The following is a 23,228-nucleotide window of genomic DNA, read 5'->3' as shown; positions in this document are numbered from 1 at the left end:
GGAAGCACCGGGGAGCGTTCACCGGACGCGAACAGACCAAGCCGAACACGGAATTCTGGTGCCATCGTTTACATCCTCTACAAATGGAAGATGGAAACGAGATCAGCACATGGGAGAGCCGCGGCCGCAAACAGCAGAAACCCCGGTAAGTACAGATACTTACCGGGGCCTTGTTTACATAATTCTGCAGCTAAAAATCAGAACGGAATATCGTCGTCAGCGAAGTCGTCCATCGGCGGCGCCGACTGCGCCGGTGCCTGCTGCGGACGCTGCTGGCCATGACCGCCACCCTGCCCGCCCTGGCGCTGACCGCCGCCACCACCGCCGCCGCCGCCGTACTCCTGGCGCGGGGCCTGCTGGCGCTGCGGACGCTCGCCGCCACCGTAGTTGCCACCGCCGGCAGCAGCACCGCCACCGCCGCCGCCTTCACCGCGGCCGCCCAGCATCTGCATTTCGTCGGCGATGATGTCGGTGGAGTACTTCTCCACGCCGTCCTGGCCGGTGTACTTGTCGTAGCGCAGGCTGCCTTCAACGTAGACCGAGCTGCCCTTGCGCAGGTACTCACCGGCGATTTCGCCGAGCTTGCCGAAGAACACCACGCGGTGCCATTCGGTGCGCTCCTGCTGGTTGCCATCCTTGTCCTTGCGGACGCTGGTGGTCGCCAGGCTGATGCGAGTGATCGCCATGCCGCCTTGGGTGTACTTCACGTCCGGGTCGTTGCCGAGGTTGCCGACCAGGATGACTTTGTTGATGCCGCGCGCCATAGGGTTGCTCTTCCGTTGTCCGAGGGCAGGCCGCAGTCATATCACAGCCCAAGGCGGGGTGCAGATACGCGGGGCTGCCCCGGGTGAAATGGGGGGGTCCAGAAGGCACCATCTTACCATCGCCGCCGTCCCCGGCCCTGTGGGGATTACGCCCGGAACCGACCAGATTCCCCCGCACGCCAAGGGCGGCAAGGGCGCTGACGGGTTCCACAGGCCGCTGGCGTAACCCCGCCATCGCCCGCCGGCCGGGCGCCTTTCGGTCGGGCCACGGCCTTGCCGCGCATGGCATCATGCAGATCGTCGTCCCCCGCCGTACCCCAGCAATGACCATCCGAGGCAAAGCCACTTCCCTGGACATCGCCCACCTGGCCGGGGTGTCGCAGCCGACCGTCTCGCGCGCCCTGCGCGGCAGCCCGATGGTCAACCCCGAAACCCGCGAGCGCATCCTGCGCATCGCCCGGGAGCTGAACTACAAGGTGGACAAGAACGCCTCCAGCCTGCGCCTGCGCAATGCCGGCACGCTGGCGCTGCTGTTCTTCGAGGACCCGACCAACGACGACTCGCTGATCAACCCGTTCTTCCACGCCATGCTCGGCTCGATCACCCGCGCCTGCGCGCTGCGCGGCTACGACCTGCTGGTGTCCTTCCAGCAGCTGTCCACCGACTGGCAGGCCGATTACGAAGACAGCAACAAGGCCGACGGGATCATCCTGCTCGGTTACGGCGATTACCACGAGTCGCGCGAGCGGCTGCAGCGGCTGGTCGAGCAAGGCACCCATTTCGTGCGCTGGGGCGCGGCCCTGCCCGACCAGCCCGGGGTGTCGATCGGCAGCGACAACTTCCAGGGTGGCTTCGATATCACCGCGCACCTGCTGGACCAGGGCTGCCGGCGGATTGCCTTCATCGGCCATGCGTCCAGCCATTACCCGGAATTCGAGGAGCGCTATCGCGGCCATGTCGCGGCGATGGCCGCGCGCGGGATCACCGCCGAGCCCGGCCTGCAGCACGATGCGATCACCACCGAGCAGGACGGGTTCGATGCCTGCCACGCGTTGCTGGCACGCGGCGAGCAGGTGGACGGCGTGTTCGCGGCCAGCGACCTGATCGCGATCGGCGCCATGCGGGCGCTGCGCGAGCAGGGCCTGCGCATCCCGCAGGACGTGGCGCTGGCCGGCTTCGATGACATCCCGCTGGCGGCGTCGGTGTCGCCCACGCTCACCACCGTGCAGCAGGACACCAAGCAGGCCGGGCAGCTGCTGGTGGAGAAGCTGCTGGCGCTGATCAACGGCGAGGCGGTGGACGGGCAGACCATCGCGGTGAAGCAGGTGCTGCGGGAATCGTCACGGCGCGGTTGAGCGCGGCCTCGTTTCGACCCGTGCCGCGCCGTAGGTAGCCGCCAAGGGCCGTGCCAGGATGAAGTCCTGCATCAGCCGCAGGTAGCCGTCCGGCTGGCGGGTAGAGACGCGGTCGCCGGTCGCATCGCGTTCGAAGTCGTACATGCCGTGGTCGGCATCGGGAAACACCGCGGTCTGGATCGGGCGGCCATCGCGTTGCAGGCGCGCCAGCCGCTGCAGGGTTTGCCTGGGCGGCGCATCGCGATCCTGCCCGGCCAGCAGCCACAGCTGCGGCACGTCCAGGTGTTCCAGCACCGGCAGCGGGTCGTAGTCGGCCGGCATGCCCTCGAGCAGGCGCGGGCCGTCGACGCGCACGGTCGCTTCCGGCGTCGCCATCAGGTAGCCACTGATGTTGCCGCGCACAGACTTGAACCACGGCAGGTGGCCGTAGCGGGCTTTGACGGACGCCATCTGCGTGAACCCGTCGGTGAAGCCGCTGCCGACAATGGCCGCCGAGGCGTCGGCCACTTCCATCGCCTTGGCGGTGTCGTCGGCGCCCACGCCTGCGCGTGCCATGTCATCGGCGATGGCTTCGCGATCCTCGTCCAGCGGCGATACCGCCAGCCCGAAACTGACGATGACGAAGTCGACCGGCTCGATGCGTGCGGCCAGCGGTGCCACCCACCCGCCCTGACTGCCACCCTGGTAGCCGAGCCGACCGGCCCGCGCACCCGCCAGGCGGCGGGCTTGGCGTGCGGCGTGGATGGCATCGTTGGCCAGGGTCAGGTAGTTCTGGGTGTAGCGCCCGCCCGAGTCACCGGTGCCGCGCTTGTCGTAGGCGAACACACCGATGCCGCCGGCGGCGAATTCGCGCTGCAGCGAATAGGTCGGCAACGCGGCATCGTGCTCGGCGCCATGCACCAGCACCACGATCGGCACCTGGCCATTGCCCGGCGGCAAGGTCAGCCGCCCGGCCAGCGTGACGCCGCCGGACACAAAGCGGGTGTCGGTCTGTACCAGTGCAATGCGCTCGCCGCGCTGGCCGTCGAACCGGATGGCCGTGCTGCCGCACGCAGGCAACTGGACCGTATGACCATCGGCGCGGTTGGTCCAGCCCAGCGTACTGGCCCAGCGGCGATGGCCGCGCGTCTGCAGCTGCCCGGTGCGTCCGTCCGGGAGCCGCCAGCGCAGCTGCTCGGCCGTTGCTCCCGGTCCGATGTCCACGCTGCCGCCATCGGCCATGCGGTAGCTGCCAACCGCGCACTGCGCGGCGGTTGCGACATCGGGCGCCGGCGCGGCGCTGGCCAGTGCGCTGCTGGTCAGCAGAGCCAACAACGCGCTCCCGTGCAGGGCCGTGCGGGTCAGATGGAGGTGGATGGGCATGGCACGCTCCTGCAGTGGATGGCCCAGCCTGCCTGCCCGGCTGGCCAGGCGCCAGCGCGGTGCGATGAAACCGATCTGGCCGCGATGAAGCCCGTCGTGCCGGGAGCAGATGCGCACCGCTCCCGACCGCACCCATGACTTACGGCGGATGTGGCCGCGCCGCTTTGCCGGGATAAGTCGTTCACCATTCAGGGGAAGGTGTCCGACGCATGCTGCAGATCCGCTCGCTGTCCAAGACCTACGCCAACGGCGTGCACGCGCTCAACGGGGTGACGCTCGATATCCCGCGCGGCATGTTCGGCCTGCTCGGCCCCAACGGCGCGGGCAAGTCCTCGCTGATGCGGACCCTGTCCACGTTGCAGGAGGCCGACAGTGGCAGCGTGACCCTGGAGATTCCCGGCGAGCCGGCCATCGACGTGCTGCGCGACAAGGATGCGGTGCGGCGCCGGCTGGGCTACCTGCCGCAGGACTTCGGGGTGTATCCCAAGGTGAGCGCGCTGGATCTGCTGGAGCACTTCGCCGTGCTCAAGGGCCTCACCCACAAGGGGCAGCGCCGCGAGGTGGTGGACGGGCTGCTGCAGCAGGTGAACCTGTGGGACGCACGCAAGCGCAAGCTGGGCACCTACTCGGGCGGCATGCGCCAGCGCTTCGGCATCGCCCAGGCGCTGCTGGGTGATCCCCGCCTGGTGATCGTGGATGAACCCACCGCCGGCCTGGACCCGGAAGAGCGCAACCGCTTCCTCAACCTGCTGGCCGCCATCGGCGAGAACGTCGCGGTGATCCTGTCCACCCATATCGTGGAAGATGTCACCGACCTGTGCCCGAGCATGGCCATCATGAACAAGGGGCAGGTGCTGCTGACCGGCAAGCCCAGCGATGCGATCGAGGCGCTGCAGCAGCAGGTCTGGCGCAAGCAGGTGGATACCGCCGAACTGGCCGGCTATGAAGCCAACCATGTGGTGCTGTCGACGCGGCTGGTCGGCGGGCGTCCGGTGATCCACGTGCACAGCGCCACCAACCCCGGCGATGGTTTCCAGGCGGTCGCCCCTGACCTTGAAGATGTCTATTTCCAGCGGCTGCGCCTGCAGTCGCGCGCTGCCTGACCGGAGCGCGCCCATGATCACTGCCTTCTTCCGCTTCGAGCTGCGCGAGCAGCTCCGTTCCCCCCTGTTCTGGCTGTTGTCGCTGCTGTTCGCCGCGCTGGCCTTCGCCGCGGCCTCCACCGATGCGGTGCAGATGGGCGGTGGCACCGGCAATGTGCACAGCAACGCGCCGATTGTGATTGCCCGCTTCATGGGCGTGTTCACCATGATGGGCATGCTGGTATCCACCCTGTTCGTCAGCAATGCACTGCTGCGCGATTTCGAGCTGGGTACCGCCGAGCTGATCTTCGCCAGCCCGGTCAAACGCCGCGACTACCTGGCCGGGCGCATCCTGGCCGCGCTGTGCGCCGGCCTGCTGTTCTATCTGATCATCGCCGCGGGCCTGTTCCTGGCCCCGTTCATGCCCTGGGTGGACCCGGCGCGGATGGGGACGGTCTCGCTGCGGGGCTACGCGTGGACGTTCGCCTTCATCGTCCTGCCCAACCTGGTGTTCACCACCGCACTGCTGGCGATGCTGGCCGCGCTGACCCGCTCGATCCTGTGGGTATACATCGGCCTGGTCGGCTACTTCGTGCTTTACGGGGTGAGCGCCTCGTTGCTGCGCGACATCGACAACACCTGGATCGCCACGCTGGCCGAGCCGATGGGCATGCGTGCCGTCGGGCGCACCGTGCGCTACTGGGCGGCCGAACAGAGCAACACCCAGCTGCCGCAGGTGGCCGGTTACCTGTTGGCCAATCGCGCGCTGTGGCTGGGCGTTGCCGCCGCCTTGTTCACGGCGACCTTCGCGCTGTTCCGCACCGAGCGCAGTGGCAGCGGGCGGCGTCGCTGGGGGCGCAAGCCTGCCGCGCCGACGCCTGCGACCGTGCGCCCCACGCAATGGGGGGTACCGCGCATCCGCCCCACCTTCGGTGCGGTCACCGGCTGGCAGCAGTACCTGCGTCAGGTCCGCTTCGATACCACCGGCGTGCTGCGCAGCGTGCCGTTCCTGGTGCTGCTGCTACTGGGCCTGGCCAACTTCATTCCCGGCGCGCTGACGCAGGAATCGCTGTACGGCACGCCGATCTATCCGGTCACCGCCGAAATGCTGGCCTCGCTGCAGGGCGCGTACAGCTGGCTGCTGGTGATCATCGTGCTGTTCTACGCCGGCGAGCTGGTGTGGAAGGAACGCACCGCGCGGCTCAATGAAGTCAACGATGCGATGCCGGTGCCGAACTGGGTGCCGCTGCTGGCCAAGTTCACCGTGCTGGTGGTGGTGATCGCCTGCTTCCAGGCGGTGGGCGCGGCGGTGTCGATGCTGCTGCAGCTGGGCCAGGGCTACACCCGGCTGGAGCCGCTGGTGTACCTGCAGACGCTGGCGCTGGGCTCGGTGTTCTACGTGCTGATGGGCGGCATGGCGCTGGTGCTGCAGGTGCTGACCAACAACAAGTTTGCCGGCTATGCGCTGCTGATCGTGGTGATGATCGGCCAGGTCGCGCTCGGCCTGCTGGACTACACCCAGAACCTGTACAACTTCGGCAACTGGCCCAATGCGCCGTATTCGGACATGAACGGCTTCGGCCACTTCCTGGTCGGGCAGCTGGCGTTCCAGAGTTACTGGGCGCTGCTGCTGGCCGCGTTGCTGTGCCTGGCGTCGGCGTTCTGGGTACGCGGGGTCGGAATGGGCCTGCGCCAGCGCATCACTCTGGCCCGCCGTCGCCTGCGCGGCCCCGCCGGTGTGGGCGCGTCGCTGGCCATGGTGGGCTTCGTGGCGGTCGGCGGCTGGCTGTACTGGAACACCAACATCCGCAACGAATTCCTGTCGCCGGACCAGCAGCGCGACCTGCAGGCGCGTTACGAGCGTGAGCTGTCCAAGTACCGCGACCTGCCGCAGCCGCGCATCGTCGCGGTGGACAACCGGGTCGACCTGCATCCGGAAACCCGGTCGGTCACCCTCGATGCCGACTGGACCGTGCGCAACACCCACGCCACACCCATCACCGACATCCATATCGCGATGGGCGACGACCGGCAGCTCGTTGCCGTGGACCTGGGCGGGCAGACGCTGGGTTTCCATGATGCCGATCTGGGCTACCGCATCTACCACTTGAACAACCCATTGCAGCCGGGCGAAGAGCGCCGCGTGCACTTCCGCGTGGACCAGCACCCCGATGGCATCACCGCCGGGCAGGCCCCCACCGACGTGGTCGAGAACGGCAGCTTCTTCAACAGCCGCATGCTGCCCTCGTTCGGCTACGAAGACGCCGCGCAGCTGGAAGACCGCAACGAGCGCCGCAAGCGCGGGTTGGGCGAACCGACCCGCATGCCCAAGCTGGAAGATGAAGCGGCGCGTGCCAACACCTACATCTCCGACGACGCGGACTGGCTCGATTTCCGCACCACGATCTGCACCGCGCCGGACCAGATCGCGCTGGCACCGGGCTACCTGCAGGAGGAGAAGACGATCAATGGCCGGCGCTGCTTCCGCTATGCCATGGACCGGCCGATGCTCAACTTCTACGCATACCTGTCCGCGCGCTGGCAGGTCAAGCGCGGCATGTACAAGGACATCCCGATCGAGGTGTATTTCGATCCGCGCCACGGCTACAACGTGGACCGCATGATCGAGGCAGTGCAGAAGTCGCTGGCCTACTACGAGGCCAATTTCACCCCGTACCAGCACCGCCAGGTGCGCATCATCGAATTCCCGGGGTACCAGAGCTTCGCGCAGTCCTTCGCCAATACCATCCCCTACTCCGAATCGATCGGCTTCATTGCCGATCTGCGTGATCCGGAGAAGATCGACTACGTGTTCTACGTGACCGCCCATGAGATCGCGCACCAATGGTGGGCACACCAGGTGATCGGCGCCAACGTGCAGGGCGCGACGATGCTGTCCGAGTCGCTGGCGCAGTACTCGGCATTGATGGTGATGGAGAAGGCCTACGGTCGTCAGCACATGCGGCAGTTCCTCAAGACCGAACTGGACCGCTACCTGTCCGGCCGCGGTGGCGAACGCATCGAAGAGCTGCCGCTGGAGCGTGTGGAGAACCAGCAGTACATCCACTACCAGAAGGGCTCGCTTGTGTTCTACCGCCTGCGCGAAGAGATCGGCGAGGACGCCTTGAACCGCGCGCTCAAGCGTTTCCTGCAGGACAAGGGTTACCAGCAGCCGCCGTACACCACCTCGCGCGAACTGCTGGACTACATCCGTGCCGAGACCCCGGCGGACCGCCAGGCATTGGTGACCGATCTGTTCGAGAAGATCACCCTGTACGACAACCGCCTGCTGGAGGCGAAGGCGCGCAAGCGCGATGACGGCAAGTACGAGGTCACCCTCACGCTGCACGCCCAGAAGCGCTATGCCGACGGCGGCGGCAAGGAAACGCCCGGAAGGATGGACGACTGGGTCGACGTGGGCGTGTTCGCCAACGCGCCGTCGGGCAAGGAGCGCGACCAGAAGGTGCTGTACCTGAAGCGCCACCACATCACCACCGAGTCCCCGACGGTCACCGTGGTGGTGGATGGCAAGCCGGATGAGGCCGGTTTCGATCCGTACAACAAGTTGATCGACCGGGTCAGCGATGACAATCGGCGCAAGGTGAGTCTGTAGGGCCGAGCCGTGCTCGGCCGCACACCCAGGCAACGGGCCTGCGTCACGCAGGCCCTGCACCGACAGGCTCAGCCTGCGGCGGACACCTGCGCCTCGGCCATCGACTGCCGCACCGCCTCGCTGAACTCGTCAAGCAGGAACGGCTTGGCGATCATCGCCATGCCGGTTTCCAGGAACGCCGAACGCTCCTGCGCCTTCTCCGCGTAGCCGGTCATGAACAACACCGGCAGACCCGGTCGGGATTGCCGCGCGATCTCCGCCAGCTGGCGCCCGTTGAGGCCGGGCAGGCCAACGTCGGTGACCAGCAGGTCGATGCGTCGCGACGAGGCCAGGATGGGGATGGCGCCGTCGGCATCGCCGACCACTTCCACCCGATAACCCAGGTCCTCCAGCACCACGGTGACCAGCATCCGCACCTGGGCGTCGTCTTCAACCACCAGGATGGACTGACCCGACCCCAGCGACACCGTCGGGGTGCTGGCGGCGGGCACCGGCTCGAGCGCTGGCTCCACCAGTGGGATATACAGTGAAATGGTAGTGCCCTGCCCGGGCAGGGAATCGATGGCGATGTGGCCGCCGGACTGCTGCATGAAGCCGTACACCATCGACATGCCCAGCCCGGTGCCCTTGCCGATCGGCTTGGTGGTGAAGAACGGCTCGAACGCACGTTCGACCACTTCCGGGGGCATGCCGCTACCGGTATCGGCTACGGCCACCACGGCGTAGTCGCCCGCCGGGATGGTGGCCGACTCGCCCTCGCCCATCGTCACCGACGAGGTGCGCAGTTCCAGTTCACCACCGCCCGGCATCGCATCGCGTGCATTGATGGCCAGGTTCAACAAGGCGCTTTCAAACTGATTGGTATCCAGCGCAGCATGCAGCGGGGCGGCGGCGAGGCGGGTATGGACGCGGACGGTTTCGCCCAGGGTGCTGCGCAGCAAGTGCTCGATCGAGCCGACCAGTGCATTGAGTTCCACCGGCCGGGAATCCAGCGACTGGCGGCGCGAGAACGCAAGCAGCCGCTGGGTAAGGCTGGCGGCGCGTTGACTGGAAGCGGTGGCAGTATCCAGGAAGCGCTCCAGGTCATCCACCCGGCCCATTTCCAGCCGCATCCGCACGATGTCCAGCGCGGACAGGATGCCGGTAAGCATGTTGTTGAAATCGTGCGCGATGCCGCCGGTGAGTTGCCCGATGGCTTCCATTTTCTGCGCTTGGCGCAGCGCGGCCTCGCTGGCCTCGCGCGCGGCCATCTGCGCTTCCAGCTCGCGGGTGCGCTCGGCCACCATCACTTCCAGGTCCTGGGCGTGCTGCTGGCTGGTCTCCAGCGCCATCTTGGAGGCGGTGATGTCGGTGACGAAGACGTGGAAACCGTCGGCCACGCCGTCAGCGACAAAACGCGGGGAGTAACGCACTTCGCTGTCGCGTCGTGAACCATCGCGTCGCGGCCAGCTGACCTCGAACACCACTTCCTCCCCCTGCAGCGCGCGCGCCATCGCCGCATTGCGGCTGTCGGACACATCGATGCCCACCACCTCGCTGACATGCCTGCCGATCACCTCGCCGACCGGCAGATCGAACCAGGTTTCATAGGCGCGGTTGGCGAACCGGTAGTGCAGGGAGCGGTCGACGAAGGCGATGAGCACCGGCATCGCATCGGCGATCAGCCGCAGCTCCGATTCACTGCGCACCAGCGCGACCCGGCTGTCGGCCAGCGCCTGCATCTGGTCGCGCACCAGGTACTGCTTCTCGCGCGCGCGCAACGCGCCCTGTACCGAACTCAGCAGCGAAATACTGCCCAGCGGACGGTCCAGCTCGACCACGTTCATCGACCGCGGCAGCAGCCCGTCCACCGGCGAACGCCGATGGGCACGTGGCGAACGCAGCAGGATGAAGGGCAGGTCCGACCAGGCTTCCTGTGCCGACAGCGGCGCGAGCAGCATGTCCGCGCCGGTCGCCACCGCCTCTTCAGTGATCAGCACCACGCCGGCACGCTGGTCGAGCGCCTCGGCCAGCGCGGTCAGGTTGGTGTGGATACAGGTGACCAGGCCCGCACTGTGCAGCACTGCGGCAATGCTCTCGGCGTCGCGCCCGAACGGCGCGACAATGTGGACGATACTGGTTGCGCCTTCGTCATCCGGCATACGGGTGGCCCAGCAGTTCCGCGCTGTCGCCAACAAATTCCGGAGTGCCGGTGAGGATGCCCCTGAACTCCTTCAACGGACCGCTCAACGCCAGGCCGCGGCCATCGATCTTGAGCTCGCGGATGGTGTCTTCGTGCGCGCCACCGCGGTTCTTGATGACCGAAATCGCCTTGCGAATGCGCCCCTGCGCCTCGAAGAAGCGGAACAGGATCACTGCATCGGCGATGTAGGACACATTGATGCTTCCCGTGGACATGGTGCCGACCAGGCCGTGCTGAGGATTCACCATGAAGGTGACTACGCCCTTCTGGTTGAGATAGGACAACATCTCATGCAACTGCAGCATCAGCTGCTTTTCCTGCGGCATGGCCGCCACGTAGCCATTAAGGCTGTCGATCAGCAGGACGCTGCAGCCGCGCTCCTCGACCGCCTTCTGGATGTTCCAGGAGAACTCGCCGGGCGAGATGTCGGCCGGGTCGATCTGCATGATTTCCAGGCGCCCGGACGCCAGATGCGCGTGCAGGTCGATATCCAGCGCCTTGGCCCGGTTCAGCAGGGTACCGACGCGCTCGTCGAACTCGAAGATGCAGCACTTCTCGCCGCGCTCGCACGCGGCCCAGATGTACTGCAGCGCCACGTTGGTTTTACCGCTGCCGGCCGGGCCGGTGAGTAGAGTGCAGGTGCCGCGAAGGGGACCGCCGCCGAGCAGGTTGTCGATCTCGTCCACGCCGCTGCCGATCGGGGTGCCTTGGAAATAATCATGATGCTGGTTGGCGATCAGGCGCGGGAACACCTCCAGCCCGCCCTCGCGGATGACCATGTCGTGGTAGCCGGCGACGAAGTCCACACCGCGCAGCTTCTGTACCTGCAGGCGGCGACGCGCCGGACCGAAGTCCAGGGTCAGCCGCTCCAGCGAGATCACGCCATGGCACAGGCTGTGCAACTGGCCGTCGCGGTCCTCACCGGTGGAGGTGAGGTCATCGACCAGGAACACGGTGGCGCTCTTGGGCGCGAAGAACTGCTTCAACGCCAGGATCTGGCGGCGGTAACGCAGCGAATCCTGGGCCAGCAGCCGCAACTCGGACAGCGAATCGAACACCACGCGATTGGGCCGGATGCGGTCCACTTCGCCCAGGATCAGGTTGACGGTTTCATCCAGCTCCACTTCCCACGAATGCAGGACCGACTGCAGGCGTCCGTTGCCCAGCGCGTCCTCGGCCGAGCCGAGTTCGAACAGGTGCAGGCCCTCCAGCGACCAGCCATGCGCGGTAGCAACCTCGCGCAGTTCCTCGGCCGTCTCGGACAGGGTGATATACAGGCAGCGCTCACCGCGCTGCAGCCCTTCGAGCAGGAACTGCAGCGACAGCGTGGTCTTGCCCGAACCGGGCGGTCCCTCCAGCAGGTACAGCCGCCCCTGGGGGAAGCCGCCACGGAGGATCTGATCCAGGCCCTGGATGCCGGTGGTGATGCGTGCGGATTGTGTCTGCATAGGTTCGCCAGTTTCGACGGGGCGAGTCTAGCAACCGCTTCTGTGTAGAAATTGTGTCATCAGCTTCGCTAACTGAAATCGCATTAAGCAAGGTGTGGGCGATGTAAAAACGCGCGGCGGCCTACGCAAAATCCTTGAGGATCTCGCCGATGCCGGCGGCCGAAAGCTCCAACCCCAGGCGCGTGCCGGGATTGACCACCACCCCGTAGCCACCGGGCACCCGCTTGAGCACCTCGAGCATCTGCATGCGGATCGTGTGCGGCGCCTGCTGGGCATGGAAGCCGACGCGCGACATGTGGGTGAATACGGCCACGTGCAGCACGCCCTGCTTGTCGAACAGGAGCGGGTCGAAGCCGCTGCCGTCGGGGGTGACCAGGCTGCCGGTAAGCAGCACCACCTCGGAGGCGACGAACGCCTTCATGAACAGCCCGATCGGCAGTTGGCCGTCCATCGCGGTCTGCAGCAGGGTTTCGATCGGGGTCTGCGGGGGGAGTTCGGTCATGGGCGGACGGGCAGCAGGGGGGTGACGCATTGTACCGTTGCGGCGATGGGCGGCCGGCCGCCAAGGGGCCTGCGCGGTAGCCCTCAGCCGGGGTCCCCGATCAGGAACCGATGGAAGGTCGGGTCATCACTGGCCAGTTCGATGGCACGCATGCCCATGCGAGGCAGCGCGCGCGTCCAGTAGGCGTACGCGGCGCCGTCGCCACGGAACACCGCGAGCAGCCATTGGCCCCCATCGGGGCGCACCAGGGCGGTGACGACATGCGCGGCCAGCCCCTGGCGACGGTGCCTGGGCAGCACGAAGAGGTCGGCCAGTTCAGGGCATCGGCGCCCGTCCTGCTCCACTTGGTCCACCAGTACGAACCCGGCAAGCGCATCGTCGACGAACAACAGCCGGGCCCAGGCCGGATCAGCGCGGACCGACGCCCGGACGTCGTTGAGGTCGCAGTCAAACAGGCCGTCTGCGCGTACGTCCTCGCCACTCCAGGCAGACGCTTCAAAGTAGTAGAACTGCATCAGGTGGAACAGACGCTCGGCATCGTCCGGCGTTGCGGGGCGCAGGGAAAATTGGGACATGTAGACAGTGCTCGGCGAGGACCGCAGCATGCGGTCGCGGTGCCGAGTGTAGTGCCCGGCCCACTGCAACGCGGCGGACCGGACGGGTGACAGGCTATTTCGCCAGGCGCCGGGTCCGCGCCTGCTGATCGTCCACCGCTGCCTTCAACTGAGCCTGCAGCGCAGGCTGCTCCACCGGCTCGTCCAGCACGAACACGCGCACACCGTGCGCAGGCACCTCGGCCGTCAGCGTCCGCTTGACCGTCTGGCGCTGCCCGCCCAGGGCATCGCGCCACTGGCCAGCCTGCAGGTAGCGGCTCACCTCGATGCTGCGCGCGGCATCCCCCTTGTTGAGCAGCACCAGCGCGGTCTGGTGGGTGTCGCGCTGCTGCAGCACGCGGAAGAACACCGCTTCATCGCCCTGCAGGCGCTCGTTGACCTGGAGGCCACGCTGCAGCGCCGGTGTGGCTTGGCGCAGCTGCGCGATACGCTGCAGCGGACCGAAGATCGGGCTCTGCGGGGCGGCGGCGATGCGCTGCTGGCCGAAGTAGGCGCGGTTGCCGGCGTGTTCGGCGCGGCTGCGCATGAACCCCACTTCCGACCCGTAATAGAGCACCGGGATGCCGCGCGCGGTGAACAGCCAGTTGTGCGCGTCGATGAAGCCGTTGTCGGTGGCGTCCAGTCGGGCCATGTCGTGGTTGTCGTAGAAGCTCATCAGCTCGTACGGATTGGCATACGGCCCACCGACCAGGTGCAGCGGCTCGGCCAGGGCTTCAAAGCCCTTCTGTTCCTTGCCGAACACCGAGGACAACGCACCGCGCAGCGGGAAATCCAGCACGCTGACGTTGGCGTTGGCCGGCCAGGTATGCTCGGCAATCGTATTGGCGTCGTAGTCGAAAGCCTCGCCGAACATGAACATGCCCGGATGCGCGGCGCGGACACGGCTGACGAACGCATGCCACCACGGGTGCGGCAGCCAGCCGATGGTATCGATGCGCAGCGCGTCCACGCCCTGCGCGGTCCACTGCAGGTACGCGCCAACCAGGTAGTCCATCACCGCCGGATTGTGCTCGTTGAAGTCCGACAGCTCGGCCAGGTTGCCGCTGAAGATCGAGCCGTTCTTGCTATCGACCGGGCCGATGTTGTTGTAGAACGCGTGCAGCGGGTTGTGTGCCGGGTCCAGCTGTTGCGGCGGCAGGTTCTGGTGGTCGGCGATGAGCGTGCCGTCCTTGTCGAAGATCTGCCCGAACTGCGGCTGGCGCGTGGGCATGGTCCAGGCCGGCGAGCCGTGATTGCCGACGATGTCCAGCACCACCTTCAGCCTGGCCGCGTGCAGGCCACGGGTAAGCCCGGCAAAATCGAGATCGGCGCTGGGCAGGTGCTCATCGAGTTTGTAGAAGTTGATGCCCCAGTAGCCGTGGTAGCCGGTCTTGCCCCGATCGGTCAGGGTGCTGCTGCAGCTGATCGGCTTGCTGCCGGTGAAGGCCTCATCGGGGTTGTCCACGATCGGGGTGATCCAGACCGCGCCGAAGCCCAGGTCGCGGATGTAGTCGGCGTTGTCGAGCACGCCCTTGAAGTCACCGCCGAGGTAGCCGATGTTGCCGTCGACCTTGTCCGGGCATGGCACCGGGATGTCGAAGGTGCGGTGCGTGCCGCCCTGGTCGCGGTGGTCATTGGACGGGTCGCCGTTGACGAAGCGGTCGGTGACCACGAAGTACACCGCATCGCTGGCGAACGGTTCGGTGGTACCCACGTACTCGGGGCGCGGCGCGGCGATGGCCTGGACCGACAACAGCGCAACGAACAGGCCCAGCGACACCCGGGAAAAACCATGCATCAGGCAAGCTCCTGTGTGGAAGGCACGCGCAGCACGCAAACGCCGGCCACCAGCAGGCTGGCGCCGCCCAGGGCAAGCACGTGCATCGGATCACCGCCCAGCCAGGTGCGCAGCATGAAGCCCAGCGCGCTGGCGGCGATCAACTGCGGGATGACGATGAAGAAATTGAACAGGCCCATGTAGATGCCCATCTTGGCCGCCGGCACGCTGTCGGACAGCAGCGCATACGGCAGCGACAGGATCGAGGCCCAGGCGAAACCGACGCCGACCATCGACAGCAGCAGCCATTTGGGATCATCGATCACCGCCAGCGAGATCAGCCCCAGCCCGCCCAGCCACAGATTGACCAGGTGGCTCCAGCGCAACCCGAGCAGGCGCACCATCGGCGGGATCAGCAGCGCAGCCAGCGCGGCGAAACCATTGTAGGCACCGAACAGTACGCCCACCCAGTTGGCGCCTTCGTTGTACGCCGCCGATGCCGGATCGGTGGAACCGAAGTGGGTGCCCGCTACCGCGGCGGTGGTGTAGATCCACATCGCGAACAGCGCGAACCACGAGAAGAACTGCACCCACGCCAGCCGCCGCATGGTCTGCGGCATCGCGCGCAGGTCATCGACAATCTGCGCCAGCATGTGCGTGCCCGGCAGCAGCCGCGACGCGCCCAGCAGCAGGCCATACGCCGCGCACAGGCCAGCCAGCACGTACAGCATCTTGTCGCCCCGCTGCCAGGCGATGGCCGCAGCCATCAGCACGCCGGTCAGCAGCCACAGCGCGCTCTGCGCCCACGGCGGCGGACCGGCCCTGCGCGACGACTGCTGCGCGGCCGGCGGTTCGGCATCGGCGAAGCCGGCCAGCTCGTTCGGCGTGTATTCGCGGGTGCGGAACACCGTCCAGCAGATCGCAGCCAGCAGCACCCCCGCACCGACGTAGAACGCATAGCGCACCGTGTCCGGCACCTGCCCTGCCCCGGCGGTATTGGCCACGCCGAAGTGGGCCAGGAGGAAGGGCAGGAAGCTGGCCACGATCGCACCGATGCCGATGAAGAAACTCTGCATCGCGTAGCCGGTGGGCCGCTGGCGCGGCGCAAGCTGGTCGCCGACAAACGCGCGGAACGGCTCCATCGACACATTGATTGAGGCATCCAGCACCCACAGCGTGCCGGCGGCAATCCACAGCGTGGGCGAGTTGGGCATCACCAACAGGGCCAGCGTGGTGAGCAACGCGCCCACCATGAAGTACGGGCGACGTCGCCCCCAGCGCGTCCAGGTGCGGTCGGACCAGTAGCCGATCACCGGCTGCACCAGCAGCCCGGTCAGCGGTGCGGCAATCCACAGCCCGGGCACCGCATCCATCGGTGCGCCGAGGGTCTCGAAGATGCGGCTGGCGTTGGCGTTCTGCAACGCGAACCCGAACTGGATGCCGAGGAAGCCGAAGCACATGTTCCAGATCTGCCAGAACGACAGCGTTGGCTTGGCGGGACGGCTCATCGGGCAGGCTCTGCGGCAGGGGCGATCGGGGCGATCAGCAGCGCGCTGACCTTGGCCTGGTTGAGCACGCCATCGCGGCCGCCCTTGCCGCCGTTGTAGGTGGCAAAGTGCACCAGCGCGCTCATGTTGAAGCCCTCCTCCAGCGTGAAGCGGCAGCGGCCCTTGGGCAGGTCGAATTCCGCCGCGGTAGACTCCTGCGGCCCCACGCTGTGCGGCATCACCACGGTGGCACGCTGCGCCGGCTGGCCCGGGCACTGGGCGACCAGCTGCTTCACCGCCGCGGTGACGCCGGTGTTGATCGGGCCATTGGGATTGTCATAGCGCAGGCGGATGCGCACGCGGGTGGGCTGGGTGGCGGACCAGCGCCACGTGGCCGTGCCGGGGAGGCGCTGCTGCGGGCCGACGCAGGTCATCGGGCTGTGCAGGGATTCCAACGTGCCTTCGCGACGGGTGAGGCTGAGGCAGTGTTGGTGGCCGTCGTCGCGGAGGGAGAGCGGCGGGGCGGTGGTGACCTCGCGGCCATCCAGCCACAACACGTGGCTGGCGGGGATCGGGATGGACCAGGTCTTGCCGCGTTTGACCGGTTTGGGCGCGGCGGGTGTGGTGGGGGCGTAGGCGGCTGCGGAAACAGGAGCAGGAGCAGCCGAGCGTGGCTCGGCTCTACCGGGGACGGCCATTAGTTGCACGGTGACGGTGTTGTTCTTGCGTACGATGTTTTTTGCCACCAGCAACACGCCATCCAGCTTGCGCGGGCGCTTGAGCACGTAGCGGGTCGTGCCGTCGTCCAGCTCGATGCTGCCGCGCTTGCCGAACAGCTGCGGTACCAGCGCGGTCGGTAGTTTCGGGGCGACGCTGCCATCGGCCTCCACCCCGAACACGCCTTCCAGCACCATCGACAGATAGCCGGCCACCGACCACAGCTGGCGCGGCGAGTTGACCACCGGGCCGCTCAACGCGCCTTCGTCGACATGCACGGCCAGGCGGCGCATCTCGTAGTTTTCCATGTTGGAGCCGGCCAATGCAGTGCCCCGCATCAGCGATTCGATCTCCAGCTGGATGCGGGCGGCGTCATCCAGACGGCGTGCGGCGCGCAGCGCGTACGCACTCACGAACGGCCACACCGCGCGGTTGTGGTAGATCGGCTGCTGCGCTTCCTGCGGCCACACCACCGGGCTGCCGCCTTCCACCGCCGGGTAACTGGCCAGCGCGCGGCGGGCGCGGTCGGCGGGGAACACATCGGCCAGCACGCCCAGCGAAATCGCCAGCAGGTCGTACTTGGCGTAGGGCACCGGGTGCGCGGCGTCGCCGATGTAGCTCATGTACTGGCCGGCGTCCTCGCGCCAGAAGCGCGCGTTGATCTGCGTGGCCAGTGCGTCGGCCCAACCGGCGTAGTCGCTGGCACGGGCATCGCCGCGCTCGCGCGCCAGCCGCTCGGCCAGGCGCAGGGCCTGGTAATGCAGCACGTTGGTGGACAACGCGAACGACTCGCCGATGAAGCGCACGTCCTGGCGGGTCCAGTCCGGGTAGGTCTGTTCGCGCCAGTCCAGGAACGAAGTCTCGCCGCGATACAAGCCGATGCGTGCGTCGAACACCGCCGCGCGATCCTGCGCCAGGGTGGCCTGCAGCGCCTGCCAGACCTTGTCGGCGAAGGGTCGGTCAGCGAGCAGCCCGCGTGCGGCCATGAACCACACCACGCGGTCGCTGCTGATCGGCCAACTGCCGCCCGAGCCGGTGTCCTGGGCCACGAACAGCCCCGGCGTATGCCCATCGCGCGCGGCCGAGAGCTTGAACTGCAGCGACTGCCGGGTCCGCACCGGATCCAGCCGCGACAGCGCCAGGTCGGCGGCAAAACTCACATCCCGCGTCCACACGTACGGCCAGCGTTCGCCGGTCTGGAAGCAGTCGCACGGCACCGGGTCGCCCTGGTTGAAGGCCGGGTCGCGGATCGCATCGACACGGTCGGCGTCCATTTCCTGCTGGGCCAGCGCGAACAGCGCATCGAACAGCACGCTGTCGGTGCGGCTGCGCATCGGCTGCGCAGCGATCGCGACATCGCCCTGCGGCGCATGCAGCTGGAAGCCACCCTCGGCGGCGGAGCTGGCACGCACGGTGCGGCCATGAAAGGTAAGGTCCGCCGCGGTTGCGGTCGAACCCAGCGCCAGCCCAAGGGCAGCGGTCAGGCAGATCATCTTCAGCATCGAAGCGGCGGACCGGCTTGCGCCCGTCGGCCTCCCTCCCTCTTTGCACGCGTTGTAGTTACGCAGACCGCCATGGCACTGACCGACGGTTGCGCTCGCGGCCCCCTCCCAGGGTGCCTGGCCCCATGGTAGACGGCGCGCCCGGATGCGCGCCCCTTTGCATACGTATTCATCGCGATGCGGCGTAAGGGCAGGATCTGCGTGGCTATAGTCCGAGCCATGTTCCGGCTGCCTTGGGAGGGGAAATGCCGAGCGTGCGCTATCGCGCCGAGATCTACCCCGATGGCGACGGTGCCGATTTCCGCAGCAGCCCGTTCGCCTTCGTGCGCGACACCCGCGAGGTGACCAGTGCCGATGCGCTGACGCTGGTGCTGGCGCCCGGCGGCGGCCAGGCGATCCGCTTTACCCGTTGTAACCCGATAACGCCCGCATCACCGGTAGTGCCGGCCGCCGGCCGGCTCCCAGGACACCAGACAGAAAGCACACACGGCCAACGACCAGCACGACCGGTCCACACGCGGTAGCACGAATGCGATAACGCGCCTGTAACCGATTCCAACGCTGTAAACGCCATTGAATACGTATGCAGGGTGATTCACGCCGATGGCGCGCTGCCTACCATAGCCACGCAGTCAACGGCCACCGCGCCATGACGCTCCCGGGTCTTCCGGGCAACTACAAAATCGATTGGCAACATTGCCTGGGAGGGGAAAATGTTGAACTGCAAGCGCAGCGCGCTGAGTATCGCGCTGGCCGTCGCCCTGACGCCGTTGGTGGCGTCGGCGCAGACTGCCGAACCCACTACGCCGACCGGGACGGCGGCCACCAACCTGGACACCGTGCAGGTCACCGGCATCCGCCGTGGCATCGAGAACGCGATCGCGATCAAGCAGGACGCCACCTCGGTGGTCGAGGCGATCTCGGCCGAGGACATCGGCAAACTGCCTGATGTGAGCATCGCCGAATCGCTGGGCCGCCTGCCCGGCCTGGCCGCCCAGCGCGTGGCCGGCCGTGCACAGGTCATCAGTGTGCGCGGCCTGTCGCCGGACTTCGCCACCACCCTGCTCAACGGGCGTGAAGTGGTCAGCACCGGCGACAACCGCAGTGTCGAATTCGACCAGTACCCCTCGGAACTGGTCAATGGCGTGACCGTGTACAAGACCCCCGATGCGGCACTGGTCGGCCAGGGTCTGTCGGGCACCATCGATATGCAGACCGTGCGCCCGCTCAGCTTCGCCGAGCGCGTGATCGCCATCAGCGGCCGCTACCAGAAGAGCTCGCTGGGCAAGGCCGCCAACGTCGACCCGTACGGCAACCGTTTCAGCGCCAGCTACATCGACCAGTTCCTGGACAACACCTGGGGCGTGTCGATCGGCTACGCGCACAGCGACATGCCGATCCAGGAAAACCAGGTGGGCCTGTATGAGCCGTGGACCACCGAGCAGACCGACCAGGGCAACCGCCCCGGCCTGGCCCCGGGCACGGTGTTCTCCGACGGCATCAAGGCGCTGCGCCGCACGGGCAACAACACACGCGACGGCGTCATGGCCACCGTGCAGTTCCGCCCGTCCAACGTGTGGACCAGCACCCTGGATGCCTTCCACACCGAAGCCGAGCAGATCGACACCGCCAACCAGTTCGAGGTCAACCTCAGCAACTACAACGGCGGCTACAGCCCGGGCCTGCTGATCACCAACCCGCAGGTCAATGCCGATGGCACCTTCGCCGGCGGCGTGGCCACCGGCGTGTACCCGCTGGTGCGCGGCATGTACAACAAGCGCAAGGACAAGATCGACGCGTTCGGCTGGAACAACGAGTTCAACTTCGAGCGGGTCAAGGTGGTCGCCGACGTGAACTACTCCAAGGCCACGCGCAACGAACTGAATCTGGAAAACAACCTGCAGCTCACCCCGATGCCGCAGCTGGACTCGGTGGGCGTGGCGGTCAAGCCGGACGGGTTCTCGCAGATCAGCCCGGGCCTGAACTACGCCAATCCCGATGCGCTGTTCCTGACCAACACCATCTACGGCTCCGGCTACGGCAAGGTGCCGATGGTCGAAGACCGCCTGAAGGGCGCTCGCCTGCAGGCCACCTTCGCCCTGCCCGATTCGCTGCCGTGGTTCGCCGACGTGGACGTGGGCGTCAACTACGCCGACCGCCGCAAGGACAAGACCCAGGCCGAAGGCAACATCCTGCTCGGCGACCAGGGCGATGCCAACATCGCCGGGGACCTGCAGTACGCGCCGGTCAACCTGGGCTTTGCCGGCATGGGCTACATCCCGTCGTGGAACGTGCCGGCGGCGGTCGATCGTTACATGGTGTTCGAGCCGACCGACGACCTGTCCTACCTGGTCCCCAAGGCATGGACGGTGCAGGAGAAGATCACCACCGCGTGGTTGCGCGCAAACATCAACACCGACATCGGCGACGTTGGCGTACGCGGCAATATCGGCGTGCAGATGCAGCACACCGACCAGAGTTCGCAGTCCAATTACTGGGACTCCTCGCAGCCGGCCGGCAGCAACGTGCGTCCGTTCAGCGACGGCAAGGCGTACAACGACTGGCTGCCCAGCATGAACCTGGTTTTCATGTTCCCGCACCAGCAGACGCTGCGCTTTGCCGCAGCCAAGCAGGTGGCACGCCCGCGTGTGGACCAGATGCGTTCGTCGCTCGAGTTCGGCGTGGATGTGGCTACCGGCAAGCCCGGCGCCAGTAGCGGTAACCCGCTGCTGGATCCATGGCGGGCCAATGCGCTGGATCTGTCCTATGAGAAGTACTTCGGCGAGAAGGCGTACGTGGCTGCAGCGGTGTTTTACAAGCAGCTGAAGACCTACATCTACACGCAGTCCCAGGACAACTACGACTTCTCTCAGTTCGTCGCCGACTACGCGCCGCCGGTGGGTTCGCCGCCGGCGCAGACCACCGGTACATTCACCGCACCGGAGAATGGCAAGGGTGGAATGCTGCGTGGACTGGAACTGACCGCTTCGTTCCCATTGGACATGTTCTCGCCGTCGCTGCGCGGCTTCGGCGTGCAAGCCAGTGCCACCTTCAACGACAGTGATGTCAGCATCCGTGATCCGGAAAGCGCCTCATCGGTGGGTGATGGTCCGATCAGCCTGCCCGGTCTGTCCAAGCGCGTGTACAACCTGACTGCCTACTACGAGCGCAGCGGTTTCGAGGCGCGCATCAGCCAGCGTCGGCGTTCGGACTTCATCGGTGAGATCGGCAACTTCAACGGTAACCGCACGCTGCGTTACGTGGTCGGCGAGAACGTGACCGATGCGCAGGTGAGCTACACCTTCGCCGAGAGCAGCAGCCTGCACGGGTTGACGCTGCTGCTGCAGGGAAGCAACCTGACCAACGAGCCGTACCGCACCTACGCCGGCACCAAGGACCGTCCGCTGGAATACGTGGAGTGGGGCCGCACCTACATGCTGGGCGTGAACTACAAGTTCTGATCGACCGCTGTTGCAGCACCGAAAACCCGCCGCTCCCACGGCGGTTTTTTTTATGTGTGCGGTGCGCGGTCAAGAGTGAACCAGCAGCGTGCTGCCAATACCCACCACTACGATCACCACCAGCAGCACACGCACACTGCGCCGGGCGAAAAGATGCCCGATCTGATCGGCAAGCAGGCTGGCAAACTGACACATCAACTCCCACATGCATGCCGCCTTAAAGAATCAAAGGTCAATCGAGGCCCACTCGATGAAGCTGCGCCAGTCGCGTGATGCCGAAACGACACACGTTCGATACGCCCGGTTGCCTGAAACCCCGATGATGTAAGTCACAATCTGCCCTGCTGATTTGGCTACGTAGCTCCAGCCGGGAACCCACCCCACAGGTTTGGGCACCAGACTGAAGGCGGCCGAGCAGTCCATGATGTGCTTGGTGGCGCCACCCAGCACATCGCCTACGCCAGCATTCATGTTCCAGTTGTCCGCCATCTCCCGGGACCATATTGACGCTGCTACGCTCCGCATGGCGACCTGCTCTTCAGCGTTCGGCCCGGATTGATGAAACGGTGCCCAGAAGGCTTCGGGCGAGGACGGAGCAGCACTTCTCCATGCCGAAACCTCAAAACGCTTTGCCCACATGGCAATGGCATAGTGGCAGGGCGCGCCTGGCGTAGAAAAGCAAACGACCTCCGATGTGCCGCTGTCGAAGTACGCAGCATGAAGGCCGCCGTCAGGCAGAACCACAATCACCGCGGCATGCGTGTCGTAGGCATCGGCCTGCCACCCATCCAGCAGCAGCCCACCGTCCTTGAGCGGCACCGGTTGTGCGACTTGGTCGAAGCGGCTTCGGAACGCGGCGTAATGGTTACCCAGCAGCGTCTTCAGCGAGGTAATTACCGTGGTGTCCTGCATGGCTTCGTCGAGCGTGGGGTTGGTCACCACGTGCGCAGCACCCGCTTCATGCGACGCGGCGATTCCGTTGAACGCGAGCATCAACAGGCCGGCAGCGACGATGTAACGGCAACGGCGCTGAGCCGGTTTTTTGCAGGTGGTCGAATACATGCTGAATCCCCATTACGCGAGCGAGGCTCCAGTCTTCCGCCTGCCTATCCGCCAAACCATGCGAGAACTTGTATATTTATCCGGCGATATCAGTAACTGATTCACCCATCACAGTCTTCGCGATGCAACACCAAACCGTGGCCATTGTGGAGCCGGGGTCTACCCGGCTGCTCTTGACGCCGCAGAAGCGTACCGACCAACGGTCAGTACCTACCCAAGGCGGCGCCTGGCAATGCTCTGCACCTTCCCGCTGCCCCATAAAAAAAGGTTCTTCTCCCATCTGAGGGGAGAAGGCGCACGGCCGGCCAGCTAGATTGTGGT

The 23,228-nt window shown here is 66.3% G+C and carries 15 protein-coding genes and 1 pseudogene; 5 read left to right on the top strand and 11 right to left on the bottom strand.

The annotated features are described in order from the left end of the window. Positions 1–197: 197 nt before the first annotated feature. Entirely contained in the window at positions 198–764 is a 567-nt protein-coding gene (locus tag NR101_RS16490) for a single-stranded DNA-binding protein (RefSeq protein ID WP_256776395.1), read from the bottom strand. Positions 765–1,087: 323 nt separating this feature from the next. Between NR101_RS16490 and NR101_RS16485 the strand changes: the two genes are divergently transcribed. After that, complete coding sequence (locus NR101_RS16485; protein WP_256776396.1) at positions 1,088–2,119, top strand: LacI family DNA-binding transcriptional regulator; 1,032 nt, start codon at positions 1,088–1,090, stop codon at positions 2,117–2,119. Here the strand turns inward: NR101_RS16485 and NR101_RS16480 are convergent. Continuing rightward, a complete protein-coding gene (locus NR101_RS16480) occupies positions 2,105–3,481 on the bottom strand; it encodes an alpha/beta hydrolase (RefSeq protein ID WP_256776397.1) in 1,377 nt (458 codons plus the stop codon). The genes NR101_RS16485 and NR101_RS16480 overlap by 15 nt on opposite strands. 209 nt (positions 3,482–3,690) lie before the next feature. Between NR101_RS16480 and NR101_RS16475 the strand changes: the two genes are divergently transcribed. Next, positions 3,691–4,584 carry an ABC transporter ATP-binding protein gene (locus NR101_RS16475; protein WP_256776398.1) on the top strand — a complete coding sequence of 298 codons (894 nt, stop codon included), beginning with the start codon at positions 3,691–3,693 and terminating at the stop codon, positions 4,582–4,584. A gap of 13 nt (positions 4,585–4,597) precedes the next feature. Continuing rightward, complete coding sequence (locus tag NR101_RS16470; RefSeq protein ID WP_256776399.1) at positions 4,598–8,176, top strand: M1 family aminopeptidase; 3,579 nt, start codon at positions 4,598–4,600, stop codon at positions 8,174–8,176. A gap of 68 nt (positions 8,177–8,244) precedes the next feature. Here NR101_RS16470 and NR101_RS16465 read toward each other — a convergent pair whose 3' ends face one another. The 7 genes from NR101_RS16465 to NR101_RS16435 form a co-directional block, all read right to left on the bottom strand. Next, positions 8,245–10,317 (bottom strand): PAS domain-containing sensor histidine kinase, encoded by a 2,073-nt coding sequence (locus NR101_RS16465; protein WP_256776400.1) that lies wholly within the window; start codon positions 10,315–10,317, stop codon positions 8,245–8,247. Then, positions 10,307–11,806: an ATPase domain-containing protein gene (locus tag NR101_RS16460; RefSeq protein ID WP_256776401.1), complete on the bottom strand. Its 1,500-nt coding sequence runs from the start codon at positions 11,804–11,806 to the stop codon at positions 10,307–10,309. Before NR101_RS16460 ends, NR101_RS16465 begins: the two co-directional genes overlap by 11 nt. A 121-nt stretch (positions 11,807–11,927) precedes the next feature. After that, positions 11,928–12,308 (bottom strand): SseB family protein, encoded by a 381-nt coding sequence (locus NR101_RS16455; protein WP_256776402.1) that lies wholly within the window; start codon positions 12,306–12,308, stop codon positions 11,928–11,930. 83 nt (positions 12,309–12,391) lie between these two features. Next, entirely contained in the window at positions 12,392–12,883 is a 492-nt protein-coding gene (locus tag NR101_RS16450) for a GNAT family N-acetyltransferase (protein ID WP_256776403.1), read from the bottom strand. Between the two features lie 94 nt (positions 12,884–12,977). Further along, on the bottom strand, positions 12,978–14,699 hold the full coding sequence (locus NR101_RS16445; RefSeq protein ID WP_256776404.1) for an alpha-amylase family glycosyl hydrolase: 1,722 nt from the start codon (positions 14,697–14,699) through the stop codon (positions 12,978–12,980). Beyond that, entirely contained in the window at positions 14,699–16,186 is a 1,488-nt protein-coding gene (locus NR101_RS16440) for an MFS transporter (protein WP_256776405.1), read from the bottom strand. Before NR101_RS16440 ends, NR101_RS16445 begins: the two co-directional genes overlap by 1 nt. Next, positions 16,183–18,384 (bottom strand): Six-hairpin glycosidase-like protein, encoded by a 2,202-nt coding sequence (locus NR101_RS16435; protein ID WP_256776406.1) that lies wholly within the window; start codon positions 18,382–18,384, stop codon positions 16,183–16,185. Before NR101_RS16435 ends, NR101_RS16440 begins: the two co-directional genes overlap by 4 nt. A gap of 254 nt (positions 18,385–18,638) precedes the next feature. Here NR101_RS16435 and NR101_RS16430 point away from each other — a divergent pair. Continuing rightward, positions 18,639–18,791, top strand: a pseudogene (locus tag NR101_RS16430) (glycoside hydrolase family 97 C-terminal domain-containing protein); the annotation flags it as partial. Between the two features lie 306 nt (positions 18,792–19,097). Next, entirely contained in the window at positions 19,098–21,845 is a 2,748-nt protein-coding gene (locus tag NR101_RS16425; protein WP_256776407.1) for a TonB-dependent receptor, read from the top strand. A 69-nt stretch (positions 21,846–21,914) separates the two neighbouring features. Here the strand turns inward: NR101_RS16425 and NR101_RS16420 are convergent, their stop codons facing one another. Together NR101_RS16420 and NR101_RS16415 are read right to left on the bottom strand one after the other, a co-directional pair. Then, the gene (locus NR101_RS16420) at positions 21,915–22,052 is read right to left on the bottom strand and encodes a hypothetical protein (protein ID WP_256776408.1); all 138 of its coding nucleotides are present in this window, start codon (positions 22,050–22,052) and stop codon (positions 21,915–21,917) included. Between the two features lie 18 nt (positions 22,053–22,070). Continuing rightward, positions 22,071–22,907 (bottom strand): hypothetical protein, encoded by an 837-nt coding sequence (locus NR101_RS16415; protein ID WP_256776409.1) that lies wholly within the window; start codon positions 22,905–22,907, stop codon positions 22,071–22,073. Positions 22,908–23,228: the final 321 nt, after the last annotated feature.

This window comes from Stenotrophomonas sp. Ste86 (assembly GCF_024519465.1).
GTDB lineage: Bacteria > Pseudomonadota > Gammaproteobacteria > Xanthomonadales > Xanthomonadaceae > Stenotrophomonas.
Note: the sequence above shows the minus strand (reverse complement) of the source record. Positions and strands in the feature narration are given on the sequence as shown.

Bases quoted from the DNA above. Each gene is read 5' to 3' on its own strand.
- NR101_RS16460 (WP_256776401.1), bottom strand. From the start codon at position 11,806: ATGCAGACACAATCCGCACGCATCACCACCGGCATCCAGGGCCTGGAT.
- NR101_RS16485 (WP_256776396.1), top strand. From the start codon at position 1,088: ATGACCATCCGAGGCAAAGCCACTTCCCTGGACATCGCCCACCTGGCC.
- NR101_RS16450 (WP_256776403.1), bottom strand. From the start codon at position 12,883: ATGTCCCAATTTTCCCTGCGCCCCGCAACGCCGGACGATGCCGAGCGT.
- NR101_RS16480 (WP_256776397.1), bottom strand. From the start codon at position 3,481: ATGCCCATCCACCTCCATCTGACCCGCACGGCCCTGCACGGGAGCGCG.
- NR101_RS16440 (WP_256776405.1), bottom strand. From the start codon at position 16,186: ATGAGCCGTCCCGCCAAGCCAACGCTGTCGTTCTGGCAGATCTGGAAC.
- NR101_RS16425 (WP_256776407.1), top strand. From the start codon at position 19,098: ATGTTGAACTGCAAGCGCAGCGCGCTGAGTATCGCGCTGGCCGTCGCC.
- NR101_RS16445 (WP_256776404.1), bottom strand. From the start codon at position 14,699: ATGCATGGTTTTTCCCGGGTGTCGCTGGGCCTGTTCGTTGCGCTGTTG.
- NR101_RS16465 (WP_256776400.1), bottom strand. From the start codon at position 10,317: ATGCCGGATGACGAAGGCGCAACCAGTATCGTCCACATTGTCGCGCCG.
- NR101_RS16470 (WP_256776399.1), top strand. From the start codon at position 4,598: ATGATCACTGCCTTCTTCCGCTTCGAGCTGCGCGAGCAGCTCCGTTCC.
- NR101_RS16435 (WP_256776406.1), bottom strand. From the start codon at position 18,384: ATGCTGAAGATGATCTGCCTGACCGCTGCCCTTGGGCTGGCGCTGGGT.
- NR101_RS16420 (WP_256776408.1), bottom strand. From the start codon at position 22,052: ATGTGGGAGTTGATGTGTCAGTTTGCCAGCCTGCTTGCCGATCAGATC.
- NR101_RS16455 (WP_256776402.1), bottom strand. From the start codon at position 12,308: ATGACCGAACTCCCCCCGCAGACCCCGATCGAAACCCTGCTGCAGACC.
- NR101_RS16415 (WP_256776409.1), bottom strand. From the start codon at position 22,907: ATGTATTCGACCACCTGCAAAAAACCGGCTCAGCGCCGTTGCCGTTAC.
- NR101_RS16475 (WP_256776398.1), top strand. From the start codon at position 3,691: ATGCTGCAGATCCGCTCGCTGTCCAAGACCTACGCCAACGGCGTGCAC.
- NR101_RS16490 (WP_256776395.1), bottom strand. From the start codon at position 764: ATGGCGCGCGGCATCAACAAAGTCATCCTGGTCGGCAACCTCGGCAAC.